Below are 12,854 nucleotides of genomic sequence, written 5' to 3' on the forward strand. Positions count from 1 at the left end.
GGATTGTGCCCTCTGCGCTCGTCCCTGGCGGGCCTGGGGTTGGTCGGTTTTGCCCTAGATCAAGTGCGGGGCCACCTTAGAGGGGCTTGCGGTCGAGGCCGGCAGCGGGTCGAATGCGGGCATGACAGTGATTACCTCGGTCCTGCACCCGGACCTTCCCAGCTTCGTCTCCTTCGGCGAAGCACTCACCGACCTGATACGAACCGGCCCCGACACCTGGCGCTCGGTCTGCGGGGGCGCCCCGTGGAACGTGGCCGCGGCGATGTCGCGCCTGGGCGAGCTGAGCGCCTTTGCCGGCGGCATCAGCAACGATGTGTTCGGCCAGGAGCTCTGGCAGGCCAGCACCGATGCCAACCTGGACCCCCGCTTCATCCAGCAATTCGCCAAGTCGCCGCTGCTGGCGGTGGTGTACGAGACGGAGCCGCCGCAATATTTCTTCATCGGCGACGACAGCGCCGACCTGCATTTCCAGCCCGACGGCCTGCCCTCGGGCTGGCGCAGAGCCTTGCGCTGGGCGCATTTCGGCGGCATCAGCCTGGTGCGCGAGCCGCTCGCGCGGCGCCTGCTGGAACTGGCCGAAAAGCTCAAGAGCCAGGGCAAGCACATCAGCTTCGACCCGAACTACCGCAGCCTGATGGATTCCAGCTATGACGAGACGCTGGAGCGCATGTGCCGCATTGCCGACGTCATCAAGGTGTCGGACGAGGACTTGTGCGGCCTGTTCCGCAGCCCGGACTACCACACCGGCCTGGCCCAGATCAGCGCCTGGAACCCGCTCGCCACCGTGATGCTGACGCGCGGCGCCGAGGGGGCCAGCCTGTTCCACGCGCGCGGCGACTTCCATGCCCAGCCGCCCGCGGTGGCGGTGGTGGACACGGTGGGCGCGGGCGATGCCTCGATGGCCGGCCTGCTCTACAGCCTGATGCACCATGCCGAGGCCGCGCCCGAGCAGCATCTGCGCTGGGCGGTGGCGGCCGGCGCCGCGGCCTGCACCGCGGCCGGTGCCGCGCCGCCCAGCCTGACTCAGCTGGAACAGCTGGCGCCGCAGGTCAAGGTCTGGGCCGCCTGAGCCAGCTGCCAGAGCGCAAAACCGCCCAGGATGGCGGCGCTGAGCCGGTTTACACGCCGCTGCCAGCGCGCGTCGAAGCGGCCGCGCAGCCGGCCCACGCCGCTGCTGAGCAGCAGCCACCAGAGCGCCGAGCCGATAAACACGCCCGCCACCATCGCCGCCGGGCTGGCCGTCGCGCCGCTGCCGGCGAGCGCGCCGAAGATGGCGATGAAGGAGAAGATGGTGGCGGGGTTGGCCAGGGTCAGCAACAGGGTGCTGCCGAAATGGCGCCAGGCCGATGCCGGCTTGCCGGCCTGGGCCGCCGCGCTGCCGACCGGCGCGCGCAGCAGCTGTAGCGCCATCCACAGCAGGTAGGCGCCGCCGCCCAGGGCCAGCGGCAGGCGCGCGGCGGTCAGCGCCTGGATCAGCGCGTGCACGCCGTAGGCGCCCACCGCGCCATAGAGGGCATCGGCCACTGCCGCCCCCAGGCCGGTGGCCAGGCCGGCGCGCGGGCCCAGTTGCAGGCTGCGCTGGATCGTCAGCAGGCCGATCGGCCCCACCGGGGCGGCGATCGAGACGCCGATCAGCATGGCCTTGAGAAAGCTGATGAGTACAGGCGCGCCATCCATGGCCGCAATGTAAGGCTTGCGACCCGGCTCAGGCGCTCTCGCCGCGCTTGCTGGCCACCAGGGTCTGCGGCCCGCGCACCTGCAGGCGGGCGCGGCCGGGCTCGGGCGCGGCCAGGGGGCTGACCTCCTGCAGCGTGGCCCGGCAGCGCAGGGTCAGGTCTTGATAGGTCTGCGTGCCTTCCAGCTTCCAGCGCATCTCGTCCTCGCTGAGCGGGCGCATGACCTTGGCCGGCAGGCCGGCGATGAGCGACTTCTCGGGCAGCTTGAGCCCGGCGCGCACAAAGGCGCAGGCGGCCACGATGCTGTAGGCGCCCACCTCGGCCTCGTCCATCACCACCGCGTTCATGCCCACCAGGGCGTCGTGGCGCACCACGCAACCATGCAGCACCGCACCGTGGCCGATATGGCCGTTGCGCTCGACCAGGGTCTCCGAGTCCGGGAAGCCGTGGATCACGCAGCTGTCCTGCACGTTCACGCCCTCGTGCAGCACGATGCGGCCGAAGTCGGCGCGCAGCGACGCCAGCGGGCCGATATAGCAGCCCGGCCCCACATGCACGTCGCCAATCAGCACGGCCGTGGGATGGACGAAGGCGTCGGGATGGACGACGGGGATCACGCCGTCGATCGAGTAGCAGGGCATGGCTTCGCTCTCCTGATATGCGTCAAGGGTTTACCCCGACGTGAATAGGTCTTGTGTTGAATCAAGCTGGACCTTACGATCTACCGACCGGTCGGTCAAGAGTGTTTGTGACTGATCAAAGCATCTCCCTGTTCTTCGTGTTTGAGGTTTGTGCCCATGACGCTAGAAAACGCCGAGTCGCCGTTGCTGATCACCCAGGATGACGCGGTGCGCACCCTGACGCTGAACCGGCCGGCCGCCCTGAATGCCTTCACGACGCAGCTGCTCTCGATGCTGCGCACGGCGCTGGACGAGGCGGCGCGCGACGACAGCGTGCGTGCGGTGGTGATCACCGGCGCCGGCCGGGCGTTCAGCGCCGGCCAGGATCTCTCCGACGCGATGATCAAGCCGGAGTTCGAGCCCGGCGGCAAGCCCAAGGACATCGGCACCCTGTTGGACCATTACTACATCCCGCTGGCCCTGCGCGTGCGCTCCATGCCGGTGCCGGTGGTGTGTGCGGTGAACGGCGTGGCGGCCGGGGCGGGCGCCAATTTCGCGCTGGGCTGCGACCTCGTGATCGCGGCCCAGTCGGCCAACTTCATCCAGGCCTTTGCCAAGATCGGCCTGATCCCGGATTGCGGCGGCACCTGGCTGCTGCCGCGCCTGGTGGGCCGCGCCCGCGCCCTGCAGCTGGCCCTCATGGGCGAGAAGCTCAGCGCCACCGAGGCGGTGCAGATGGGCCTGATCGCCCGCTGCGTGCCCGACGCCGACCTGGCCGCCACCGCGCAGGCCGTGGCGCTGAAGCTGGCCGCCTTGCCGACGCGCGCCCTGGTGGAGACGCGCCGCGCCTTCGACGAGGCAATGAGCCTGGATTACGAAGACGCCATGAAGCTCGAGGCGGTGATGCAGAGCCATCTGGGCTTTGCCGCCGACTACCAGGAAGGCGTGCAGGCCTTCATGGAAAAACGCGCCCCGCAGTTCACCGACCGCTGAATCCCATGACGCCTCAACAAATCGCCGAAGCGGTGCGCGACGGCATGTTCGCCAATGACCGTGCCTCCAAGGGCATGGGCATGGAAATCACCGCGGTGGCGCCGGGCGCCGCCACGCTCACCATGAGGGTGCGCGAAGACATGCTGAATGGCTTCGACATCTGCCATGGCGGCTTCATCACCACCCTGGCCGACTCGGCCTTTGCCTTCGCCTGCAACTCGTACAACGAGCTGACGGTGGCCTCGGGTTTCGCGATCGACATCGTCGCGCCGGCCCGCTTGAACGACACGCTGACCGCGGTGGCGAGCGAGATTTCGCTCGCCGGCCGCACCGGCGTCTATGACATCACCATTCGCAACCAGCAGCAGCAGCTGGTGGCCGTGTTCCGCGGCAAGTCCTATCGCATCAAGGGGAAGCCCGTGGTGCCAGGTCTTGCCACGGGCGCTCAGGAGTAAGCCCCCATGTCCGTCAAGTCCCCCGCCCCCGGCGATCTGGAAGCCATCGAAACCGCCAGCCGCGACGAGCTGCAGGCCCTGCAGCTGCAGCGCCTGCAATGGTCGCTCAAGCAGGCCTACGACAACGTGCCGCATTACAAGGCGGTCTTCGACGCCAAGGGCGTGCACCCCAGCGATCTGAAGACCCTGGCCGATCTGGCGAAGTTCCCCTTCACCACCAAGAAGGACCTGCGCGACAACTACCCCTTCGGCATGTTCGCCGTGCCGCGCGAGCGCGTGGCGCGCATCCATGCCTCCTCGGGCACCACCGGCAAGCCGACGGTGGTGGGCTACACGCTCAAGGACATCGACACCTGGGCCGGCCTGGTGGCGCGTTCGCTGCGCGCCGCCGGCGTGCGCCCCGGCAACATCGTGCACATCGCCTATGGCTACGGCCTCTTCACCGGCGGCCTGGGTGCGCATTACGGCGCCGAGAAGCTGGGCTGCACGGTGATCCCGATGTCGGGCGGCCAGACCGAGAAGCAGGTGCAGCTGATCCAGGACTTCCGGCCCGACGCCATCATGGTCACGCCCAGCTATATGCAGGTGATCATCGAGGAGTTCGCGCGCCAGGGCCTGGACGCGCGCGACAGTTCGCTCAAGGTGGGCATCTTCGGCGCCGAGCCCTGGACCGAGGCGATGCGCCGCGAGATCGAGGGCAAGGCCGGCATCGACGCGGTGGACATCTACGGCCTCTCCGAAGTCATGGGGCCAGGTGTTGCCAGCGAATGCGTGGAGTCCAAGGACGGCCCGGTGATCTGGGAAGACCATTTCTATCCCGAGATCATCAATCCCGAGACCGGCGAGGTGGTGGCCGACGGCGAGGAGGGCGAGCTGGTGTTCACCTCGCTCTCCAAGGAAGCGCTGCCCATCATCCGCTACCGCACCCGCGACCTGACGCGCCTCTTGCCGCCCACCTCGCGCAGCATGCGCCGCATGGGCAAGATCGTCGGCCGCAGCGACGACATGCTGATCATCCGCGGCGTCAATATGTTCCCCACCCAGGTGGAGGAGCTGGTGTTGCAGGAGCCGCAGCTCTCGGGCCAGTACCAGATCGTCATCACGCGCGACGGCCCGCTGGACGCGGTGGAGGTGCGCTGCGAGCTGCAGCCGGCGGCCGTCAACAGCGCCAATGTGGGCGAGATCGCCAAATCGCTGCAGCACCGCATCAAGACCCTGATCGGCGTCTCCACCAAGGTGGTGATCGGGCCGCCGGAATCGATTGAACGCACGCTGGTGGGCAAGGCCCGCCGGGTCATCGACCAAAGACCTAAGTAAGGAGTACCCGCATGTACACCCAAGCCATGAGCGTCGGCCCGCAGGAGACCGCCGCGAAAGTCCAGAGCGCCGAGGACAAGCAGCGCAGCGAGGCCTTCGAGGCCCGCATCGATGCGGGCGACTTCATCGAGGCCAAGGACTGGATGCCCGAGCATTACCGCAAGACCCTGGTGCGCCAGATCAGCCAGCACGCGCATTCCGAGATCGTCGGCATGCTGCCCGAGGGCAACTGGATCACGCGGGCGCCCACGCTCAAGCGCAAGGCCATCCTGCTGGCCAAGGTGCAGGACGAGGGCGGCCATGGCCTGTATCTGTACTCGGCGGCCGAGACCCTGGGCACCTCTAGAGACCAGATGCTGGAGGCCCTGCACAGCGGCAAGGCCAAATACAGCTCGATCTTCAACTACCCGACGCTGAGCTGGGCCGACATCGGCGTGATCGGCTGGCTGGTGGATGGCGCGGCCATCATGAACCAGGTGCCGCTGTGCCGCTGCTCCTATGCGCCCTATGCACGCGCCATGATCCGCATCTGCCGCGAGGAGAGCTTCCACCAGCGCCAGGGCTACGAGAGCCTGCTGGTGATGATGCAGAACGGCACGGCCGAGCAGAAGGCGATGGTGCAGGACGCGGTGAATCGCTGGTGGTGGCCGTCTCTGATGATGTTCGGCCCCGAGGACAAGGACTCGCCGAACTCCGAGCAGTCGATGCGCTGGGGCATCAAGCGCATCTCCAACGACGATCTGCGCCAGAAGTTCGTGGACGCGACGATCCCGCAGGCCGAGGTGCTGGGCGTGACCGTGCCGGACCCCGATCTGAAATGGAACGCCGCGACCGAGCATTACCAGTTCGGCCGCATCGACTGGGCCGAGTTCTGGCGCGTGGTGGGTGGCGACGGCCCCTGCAACCGCGAACGCCTGGCCGCCCGCGTGAAGGCCTGGGACGAGGGCGAATGGGTGCGCGAAGCCGCACTCGCCCATGCCAGCAAACAAGCCACCAAGGCGCAAGCCGCCTGAGCCCCGAGGAGCACGACACCATGAGCAACGCACAACAAGCCCCGAAGAACGAATGGCCTCTGTGGGAGGTCTTCGTGCGCAGCAAGGCCGGCCTGGACCACAAGCATTGCGGCAGCCTGCATGCCGCCGACGCCAAGATGGCCGTGCAGCTGGCGCGCGAGGTCTACACGCGCCGCCAGGAAGGCACCAGCATCTGGGTGGTGCTGTCCAGCCAGATCGTCGCCTCGGACCCGGGCGAGAAGGGCATGTACTTCGATCCGATGGAAGACAAGGTGTACCGCCACCCGACCTTCTACGAGCTGCCCGAATCCGTGAACCACATGTAAGGCAGGGCGATGAGCACTCAATCGATCAAGGTCGGCGACAAGGCCGACGTCCGCTACCTGCTGCGCATTGCCGACAGCTGCCTGATCCTCAGCCAGCGCCTGGGCGAGTGGTGCGGCCATGGCCCCATCCTGGAAGAGGATCTGGCGCTCACCAATATGGCGCTGGACCTGGTGGGCCAGGCGCGCGGCCTGCTGACCCGCGCCGGCCAGCTCGATGGCCAGGGCCACGACGAGGACCAGCTGGCCTTTCTGCGCGACGAGCGCCAGTACTTCAACCCGGTGCTGATGGAGCTGCCGCGCGGTGACTTCGCCTTCACCACGCTGCGCAACTTCGCGGTGGCCAGCTGGCTGCTGGGGCTGTGGCAGCGCCTGCAGTCGTCCAGCGATGCCGAGGTCGCGGCGATTGCCGGCAAGGCCGTCAAGGAAGCGCAATACCACCAGCAGCATGCGGCCGACTGGGTGCTGCGCCTGGGCGATGGCACGGCCGAGTCCAGGGCGCGCCTGGAAGCGGCGCTGGCCACGCTGTGGCCCTATTTCAACGAGCTGTTCGCCGACGACGCGGTGGACGCCGCCGCCGTGGGCAGCAAGCTGGGCCCGGCCTGGAGCGAGCTGAAGGCCGGCTGGCAGGCCGCGATGGACGAGATCCTCGGCGAGGCCGGCCTGGCCCAGCCGAAGGCCAGCGCCTATGTGCCGGCCGGCCGCGTCGGCATCCACAGCGAGCACATGGGCCATATGCTGGCCGAGATGCAGTACCTGCAGCGCGCCTATCCGAACGGAGTTTGGTGAGCGCCATGAGCGAGCTGCCGATCGCCAACAGCTGCGGGCGCCTCGAGGCGGCCTGGGAAGTGCTGCGCCAGATCCCCGACCCCGAGGTGCCGGTGATCTCGCTGGACGAGTTGGGCATCGTGCGCGACCTCAAGGAAACCGCCGGCGGCCTGGAGGTGGTGCTCACGCCCACCTATTCGGGCTGCCCCGCCACCGAGCTGATCCAGGACAACGTGCGCGCGGCGCTGGCCGCCTTCGGCGAGATCCAGATCACCATGCAGCGCGCGCCGGCCTGGACCACGGACTGGATCAGCGAGGCCGGCAAAGCCAAGCTCAAGGCCTATGGCATCGCGCCGCCGGGGCCGGCCGGTCCGGACCGGGCCCAGCCCATCCGCCTGGTGCACCGCGCCTCGCTCACCAAGCTGGCCTGCCCCCGCTGCGGTTCCGAGCGCACCGAAAAGCTCTCGGCCTTCGGCTCCACCGCATGCAAGGCGCTGTACCGCTGCCTGGCCTGCCTGGAACCTTTCGAACACTTCAAGCCCATCTGAATCATGAGCCTCCACTTTCATCCGCTGCGTGTCCGCGAAGTCCGTCCCGACACCGACGAAGCCGTGATCGTCAGCTTCGATGTGCCGGCCGCCGACGCCAACACCTTCAAGTTCACCCAGGGGCAATACCTGACCCTGCGTGCCGACGTGAACGGCGAGGATCTGCGCCGCTCCTACTCCATCTGCGCCGGCATCGACGATGGCGAGCTGCGCGTGGGCGTGCGCAAGGTCAATGGCGGCAAGTTCTCCAACTGGGTCAACGCCAGCCTGAAGGCCGGCGACGTGATCCAGGTGTTCCCGCCGCAGGGCCGCTTCTTCGTGCCGCTGGATCCCAAGGCCGAGCGCCACTATCTGGGCATCGCCGGCGGCTCGGGCATCACCCCCATCCTCTCCATCATGAAGACGGTGCTGGCCAGCGAGCCGGCCAGCCGCTTCACGCTGATCTACGGCAACCGCCGCCAGGCCTCCACCATGTTCAAGGAGGAGATCGAGGATCTGAAGAACCAGTACCTGACGCGCGTCTCGCTGCACCATGTGTTCAGCGACGAGCAGGTCGATTCGCCGCTGATGGCCGGCATGCTCAACCGCGAGAAGATCGCCGAATTCCTCGGCGCCCTGGTGGACCCGGCCAGCGTGTCCGAGGCCTTCATCTGCGGGCCCTACCAGGTCAACGACGAGGCCGAGGCCGCGCTGCTGGCGGCCGGCGTGGCGCAGGAGCGCATCCATATCGAGCGCTTCGGCACGGTGGAGATGCAGCAGGGCAAGCCGGCGCCGCACGAGGTGCGTGCCGAGGACGCCGACAGCGCCCGCGTGACGCTGATCCGCGACGGCGTGGCGCGCGAGTTCGAATTCAGCAAGAGCGACCCCAGCCTGCTGGACGCCGCCGCGCGCGCCGGCCTGGAGGTGCCGTTCTCCTGCAAGAGCGGCGTGTGCTCGACCTGCCGCTGCAAGCTCGTCGAGGGGCAGGTGCGCATGGACAAGAACTTCGCGCTCGAGAAACACGAGGTCGCGGCTGGCTTTATCCTCAGCTGCCAAGCCCATGCGCTGACGCCGCGCGTGGTGATCTCCTTCGATGAACGCTAAGAAAAACCGCTAAATGGCCAGAGGCAGAGCTCCCGGATTCGACGCAACGCGTGAGGCCATCCTCGTGCAGGCGGCGCGCTTGTTCGCCAACCAGGGTTACCCCGGCACCTCGATGAACCAGGTGGCCGAGGCCTGCGAGGTGAGCAAGCCCACGCTCTACCACTATGTGCGCGACAAGCACGAGCTGCTGGTGCAGATCTGCGAGAGCCATGTGGAAGACCTGGCCGCGCTGGTGGAAGAGGTGCGCGAGCAAGACCTGGCCCCCCAGGCGCATCTGCGCGCGCTCATCGCCCGCTTCATGCAGGCCTATGGCGAGGCGCAGAACCAGCACCGGGTACTTACCGAGGACACCAAGTTCCTCAACCCCGAAGATCAGGAGCGCCTGCTGGCGATCGAGCGCGGCGTGGTGGCGGCCTTTGCCGACGCGGTGGCCGCGGTGCGCCCCGAGCTGCAGGCGGCCAAGCTGCACAAGCCGCTGACCATGCTGCTGTTCGGCATGATCAACTGGACCTTCACCTGGCTCAAGCCCGACGGCGAGCTGACCTACGAGGCCCTGGCGCCGATGGTGGCGGATCTGTTTTTCGGCGGCCTGGGCGCCGTGCAAGCCTCGTGAAGGCTGGCGGCCCGAATATGCGCATGCTTTCCCTCACGCGAAATTTCAACGACAACGGAGACAAGACGATGCAACGCAAGCTGATTCTGAAGAAGTCCCTGCTGGCCCTGGCGGCCGGCCTGACCCTGTTGGGCCAGGCCTGGGCCGACATCAATGTGGGCGTGACGGTCTCGGCCACCGGGCCGGCCGCCTCGCTGGGCATTCCCGAGAAGAACACGCTGAGCCTGCTGCCCGCCACCATCGCCGGCCAGAAGGTCAACTACTTCGTGCTGGACGATGCCTCCGACACCACCACCGCGGTGGCCAACACCCGCAAGCTCATCACCGAGCACAAGGTGGACGTGGTGATCGGCTCCACCGTCACGCCCAACTCGCTGGCGATGATCGATGCCGTCTCCGAGGCCAGCACGCCGATGATCTCGATGGCCGCCTCGGCGCGCATCGTCGAGCCGGTGGACGCGAAGAAGCGCTGGGTTTTCAAGACGCCGCAGAACGACATCATGATGGCCCTGGCGATCGTCCAGCACATGGCCGCCAGCGGCGTGAAGACGGCCGGCTTCATCGGCTTTGCCGACGCCTATGGCGAGGGCTGGTACCAGGAGTTCACCAAGATCGCCGCCATCAAGGGCATCAATGTGGTGGCGGCCGAGCGCTACAACCGCACCGATACCTCGGTGACCGGCCAGGTGCTGAAGCTGGTGGCCGCCAAGCCCGATGCGATCCTGATCGCCGGCTCGGGCACGCCCGCCGTGCTGCCGCAGAAGACCCTCAAGGAACGCGGCTACGCCGGCAAGTACTACCAGACCCATGGCGTGGCCAACAACGACTTCCTGCGCGTCGGCGGCAAGGATGTGGAAGGCACGCTGCTGCCCTCGGGCCCGGTGCTGGTGGCCAATCAGCTGCCGGCCGACCACCCGGTGAAGAAGAGCGCGCTGGACTATGTGGCCAAGTACGAAACCGCCTTCGGCAAGGGCAATGTCTCGACCTTCGGCGGCCATGCCTGGGATGCCGGCCTGCTGCTGCAGGCGGCCATTCCCGCCGCCGTGAAGAAGGCCCAGCCCGGCACGCCGGCCTTCCGCGCGGCGCTGCGCGACGCGCTGGAGGCCGTCAAGGAACTGCCCGGCGCGCATGGCGTGTTCACCATGTCTGACAAGGACCACCTGGGTCTGGACCAGCGCGCCCGCGTGATGGTCAAGATCGAGAACGGCGGCTGGAAATACCAGCCCTGATCCCTCCCGCGCGCTGCGCCTGTCTGAGCGGGCCCGCGAGGGCCCGCCTTTCATCCTGACTCCGAAACGAACGAGGTTTGCCATGAGCGCCACCCCTCCCATCCTGCAAAGCCTGATTGCCAACCGCTGGATCGGCCAGACCGCCGCGCGTGCCCTGCACAGCGCCGTGAACGGCCGGCCGGTGGCGCTCACCCATGCCGACGCGATCGACTTCGGCGAGAGCCTGGCCTATGCCCGGGGTCAGGCCTTGCCCGCGCTGCTGAAGCTGGACTACCAGCAGCGCGCGGCCCTGCTGAAGGCGCTGGCCACCCATCTGATGGAGCGCAAGGAGACGCTCTACGCGATCTCGGCCCACACCGGCGGCACGCGCTCGGACAACTGGATCGATATCGAGGGCGGCATCGGCACCTTGTTCGCCTACGCCAGCATGGGCCGGCGCGAGCTGCCCTCCAGCAATGTGGTGCATGAGGGCCCGGCCATCCAGCTCGGCAAGGAGGGCCAGTTCATCGGCTCGCACATCCTCGTGCCCAAGCGCGGCGTGGCGGTGCACATCAACGCCTTCAACTTCCCGATGTGGGGCATGCTGGAGAAATTCGCGCCCAGCTTCCTGGCGGGCATGCCCTGCATCGTCAAGCCGGCCACCGCCACCTCCTATGTGGCCGAGGCCTGCGTGCGCCTGATCCATGCATCGGGCCTGCTGCCGGCCGGCGCGCTGCAGCTGATCGTGGGTGGCTCGGGCGATCTGCTCGACCGCCTGGAGGAGACCGATGTGGTCACCTTCACCGGCTCGGCCGACACCGCCGCGATGCTGCGCGTGAACGCTAACCTGGTGCGTCGCTCGGTGCCCTTCAACGGCGAGGCCGACAGCCTGAACTGCGCCATCCTGGGCCCCGACGTGACGCCGGACGATCCCGAGTTCGAGCTCTTCATCAAGGAAGTGGCGCGCGAGATGAGCGCCAAGACCGGCCAGAAATGCACCGCCATCCGCCGCGCCATCGTGCCGGCCAAGCACATCGACGCGGTGGCCGCGGCGCTGCGCGATCGCTTGAAGAAGCTCAAGGTCGGCGACCCGGCGGTGGACGGCGTGCGCATCGGTGCGCTGGCCTCCAAGGCCCAGCAGAGCGATGTGGCCGAGCGCCTGGCGCTGCTGGCCGCCGGCAACGAGATCGTGCTGGGCGAGCGCGACGGCTTTGCACCGGTGGGCGAGGGCGTGGCCGAGGGCGCCTTCTTCGCGCCCACCCTGCTGCTGTGCCGCGACGGCTTTGCCAACGAGACGGTGCACAAGGTCGAGGCCTTCGGCCCGGTCTCCACCCTGATGCCCTATACCGAGCTGGACGAGGCGCTGCAGCTGGCCGCCAAGGGCCGCGGCAGCCTGGTGGGCTCGGTGGTCACCAAGACGCCGGCGATCGCCGCCCAGGCGGTCTATCACGCCGCCGCCTTCCACGGCCGCCTGCTGGTGCTGGACCGCGAAGCCGCCAAGGAGTCGACCGGTCACGGCTCGCCGCTGCCGCAGCTCAAGCATGGCGGCCCGGGCCGCGCCGGCGGGGGCGAGGAGCTGGGCGGCATCCGTGCCGTCAAGCATTACCTGCAGCGCTGTGCGGTGCAGGGCTCGCCCACCATGATCACGGCCATCACCGGCGAATACCAGCGTGGCGCCAAGGTGCAGGAAGACGCCGTCCACCCCTTCCGCAAGTACTTCGAAGAGATCCAGATCGGCGATTCGCTGCTGACGCATCGCCGTACCGTGAGCGAGGCCGACATCGTCAACTTCGGCGGCATCTCGGGCGACTTCTTCTACATGCACTTCGACGAGATCGCGGCCAAGGACACGCAGTTCGGCCAGCGCATCGCGCATGGCTACTTCGTGCTCAGCGCCGCGGCCGGCCTGTTCGTCTCGCCCGCGCCCGGCCCGGTGCTGGCCAACTACGGCCTGGACACCCTGCGTTTCGTCAATCCGGTGGCGATCGGCGACACCATCCAGGCGCGCCTGACCTGCAAGCGCCGCATCGACCGCGGCAACCGCCCCGACCAGCCGCCGCAGGGCGTGGTGGCCTGGGACGTGCAGGTGCTGAACCAGCGCGGCGAGCTGGTGGCGAGCTACGACATCCTGACCCTGGTGGCGAAGAAAGCGGCCTGAGCACCGCCGCGGCACCGCGCAGTTGCGGCGCGGCGGCGCTGTGCTAGGCTGTCTCCCATAGGCAGCCAGCATGCTCAAT

14 protein-coding genes are annotated in these 12,854 nt (G+C 68.0%); 12 read left to right on the forward strand and 2 right to left on the reverse strand.

Translation table 11 applies throughout. The features are described from left to right. The first annotated feature begins 121 nt into the window (after positions 1-121). Positions 122-1,069 carry a carbohydrate kinase family protein gene (locus PFX98_RS16030; RefSeq protein WP_285231482.1) on the forward strand — a complete coding sequence of 316 codons (948 nt, stop codon included), beginning with the start codon at positions 122-124 and terminating at the stop codon, positions 1,067-1,069. Here the strand turns inward: PFX98_RS16030 and PFX98_RS16035 are convergent. Both PFX98_RS16035 and PFX98_RS16040 read right to left on the reverse strand, forming a co-directional pair. Beyond that, positions 1,024-1,677: a LysE family translocator gene (locus PFX98_RS16035; RefSeq protein WP_285231483.1), complete on the reverse strand. Its 654-nt coding sequence runs from the start codon at positions 1,675-1,677 to the stop codon at positions 1,024-1,026. The two genes, PFX98_RS16030 and PFX98_RS16035, sit on opposite strands and share 46 nt — an antisense overlap. A 28-nt stretch (positions 1,678-1,705) precedes the next feature. Continuing rightward, a complete protein-coding gene (locus PFX98_RS16040; protein WP_285231484.1) occupies positions 1,706-2,317 on the reverse strand; it encodes a phenylacetic acid degradation protein PaaY in 612 nt (203 codons plus the stop codon). 156 nt (positions 2,318-2,473) lie between these two features. Between PFX98_RS16040 and PFX98_RS16045 the strand changes: the two genes are divergently transcribed. From PFX98_RS16045 to paaZ, 11 genes are all read left to right on the forward strand, one after another. After that, positions 2,474-3,289: an enoyl-CoA hydratase-related protein gene (locus PFX98_RS16045; protein WP_285231485.1), complete on the forward strand. Its 816-nt coding sequence runs from the start codon at positions 2,474-2,476 to the stop codon at positions 3,287-3,289. A 5-nt stretch (positions 3,290-3,294) separates the two neighbouring features. Continuing rightward, positions 3,295-3,744, forward strand: coding sequence for a hydroxyphenylacetyl-CoA thioesterase PaaI (paaI, locus tag PFX98_RS16050; RefSeq protein ID WP_285231486.1), 450 nt, complete (start codon positions 3,295-3,297; stop codon positions 3,742-3,744). Positions 3,745-3,750: 6 nt separating this feature from the next. Beyond that, entirely contained in the window at positions 3,751-5,061 is a 1,311-nt protein-coding gene (paaK, locus tag PFX98_RS16055; RefSeq protein WP_285231487.1) for a phenylacetate--CoA ligase PaaK, read from the forward strand. Between the two features lie 11 nt (positions 5,062-5,072). Continuing rightward, entirely contained in the window at positions 5,073-6,074 is a 1,002-nt protein-coding gene (gene paaA, locus PFX98_RS16060; protein WP_285231488.1) for a 1,2-phenylacetyl-CoA epoxidase subunit PaaA, read from the forward strand. A gap of 20 nt (positions 6,075-6,094) precedes the next feature. Further along, complete coding sequence (gene paaB / locus PFX98_RS16065; RefSeq protein WP_285231489.1) at positions 6,095-6,400, forward strand: 1,2-phenylacetyl-CoA epoxidase subunit PaaB; 306 nt, start codon at positions 6,095-6,097, stop codon at positions 6,398-6,400. A 9-nt stretch (positions 6,401-6,409) separates the two neighbouring features. After that, positions 6,410-7,186 carry a 1,2-phenylacetyl-CoA epoxidase subunit PaaC gene (gene paaC, locus PFX98_RS16070; protein ID WP_285231490.1) on the forward strand — a complete coding sequence of 259 codons (777 nt, stop codon included), beginning with the start codon at positions 6,410-6,412 and terminating at the stop codon, positions 7,184-7,186. 5 nt (positions 7,187-7,191) lie between these two features. Continuing rightward, positions 7,192-7,713 carry a 1,2-phenylacetyl-CoA epoxidase subunit PaaD gene (gene paaD, locus PFX98_RS16075; protein ID WP_285231491.1) on the forward strand — a complete coding sequence of 174 codons (522 nt, stop codon included), beginning with the start codon at positions 7,192-7,194 and terminating at the stop codon, positions 7,711-7,713. A 3-nt stretch (positions 7,714-7,716) separates the two neighbouring features. Then, positions 7,717-8,796: a 1,2-phenylacetyl-CoA epoxidase subunit PaaE gene (gene paaE / locus PFX98_RS16080; RefSeq protein ID WP_285231492.1), complete on the forward strand. Its 1,080-nt coding sequence runs from the start codon at positions 7,717-7,719 to the stop codon at positions 8,794-8,796. A gap of 13 nt (positions 8,797-8,809) precedes the next feature. Beyond that, positions 8,810-9,409 (forward strand): TetR/AcrR family transcriptional regulator, encoded by a 600-nt coding sequence (locus PFX98_RS16085; RefSeq protein ID WP_285231493.1) that lies wholly within the window; start codon positions 8,810-8,812, stop codon positions 9,407-9,409. A gap of 68 nt (positions 9,410-9,477) precedes the next feature. Next, positions 9,478-10,638, forward strand: coding sequence for an ABC transporter substrate-binding protein (locus PFX98_RS16090; RefSeq protein ID WP_285231494.1), 1,161 nt, complete (start codon positions 9,478-9,480; stop codon positions 10,636-10,638). 82 nt (positions 10,639-10,720) lie between these two features. Then, positions 10,721-12,775 carry a phenylacetic acid degradation bifunctional protein PaaZ gene (gene paaZ, locus PFX98_RS16095; protein WP_285231495.1) on the forward strand — a complete coding sequence of 685 codons (2,055 nt, stop codon included), beginning with the start codon at positions 10,721-10,723 and terminating at the stop codon, positions 12,773-12,775. Positions 12,776-12,854 lie beyond the last annotated feature (79 nt).

Source organism: Paucibacter sediminis, assembly GCF_030254645.1.
GTDB lineage: Bacteria > Pseudomonadota > Gammaproteobacteria > Burkholderiales > Burkholderiaceae_C > Paucibacter_B > Paucibacter_B sediminis.

Coding starts and splice junctions, on each gene's coding strand:
- PFX98_RS16030 (WP_285231482.1), top strand. CDS start 122: ATGACAGTGATTACCTCGGTCCTGCACCCGGACCTTCCCAGCTTCGTC.
- PFX98_RS16035 (WP_285231483.1), bottom strand. CDS start 1,677: ATGGATGGCGCGCCTGTACTCATCAGCTTTCTCAAGGCCATGCTGATC.
- PFX98_RS16040 (WP_285231484.1), bottom strand. CDS start 2,317: ATGCCCTGCTACTCGATCGACGGCGTGATCCCCGTCGTCCATCCCGAC.
- PFX98_RS16045 (WP_285231485.1), top strand. CDS start 2,474: ATGACGCTAGAAAACGCCGAGTCGCCGTTGCTGATCACCCAGGATGAC.
- paaI (WP_285231486.1), top strand. CDS start 3,295: ATGACGCCTCAACAAATCGCCGAAGCGGTGCGCGACGGCATGTTCGCC.
- paaK (WP_285231487.1), top strand. CDS start 3,751: ATGTCCGTCAAGTCCCCCGCCCCCGGCGATCTGGAAGCCATCGAAACC.
- paaA (WP_285231488.1), top strand. CDS start 5,073: ATGTACACCCAAGCCATGAGCGTCGGCCCGCAGGAGACCGCCGCGAAA.
- paaB (WP_285231489.1), top strand. CDS start 6,095: ATGAGCAACGCACAACAAGCCCCGAAGAACGAATGGCCTCTGTGGGAG.
- paaC (WP_285231490.1), top strand. CDS start 6,410: ATGAGCACTCAATCGATCAAGGTCGGCGACAAGGCCGACGTCCGCTAC.
- paaD (WP_285231491.1), top strand. CDS start 7,192: ATGAGCGAGCTGCCGATCGCCAACAGCTGCGGGCGCCTCGAGGCGGCC.
- paaE (WP_285231492.1), top strand. CDS start 7,717: ATGAGCCTCCACTTTCATCCGCTGCGTGTCCGCGAAGTCCGTCCCGAC.
- PFX98_RS16085 (WP_285231493.1), top strand. CDS start 8,810: ATGGCCAGAGGCAGAGCTCCCGGATTCGACGCAACGCGTGAGGCCATC.
- PFX98_RS16090 (WP_285231494.1), top strand. CDS start 9,478: ATGCAACGCAAGCTGATTCTGAAGAAGTCCCTGCTGGCCCTGGCGGCC.
- paaZ (WP_285231495.1), top strand. CDS start 10,721: ATGAGCGCCACCCCTCCCATCCTGCAAAGCCTGATTGCCAACCGCTGG.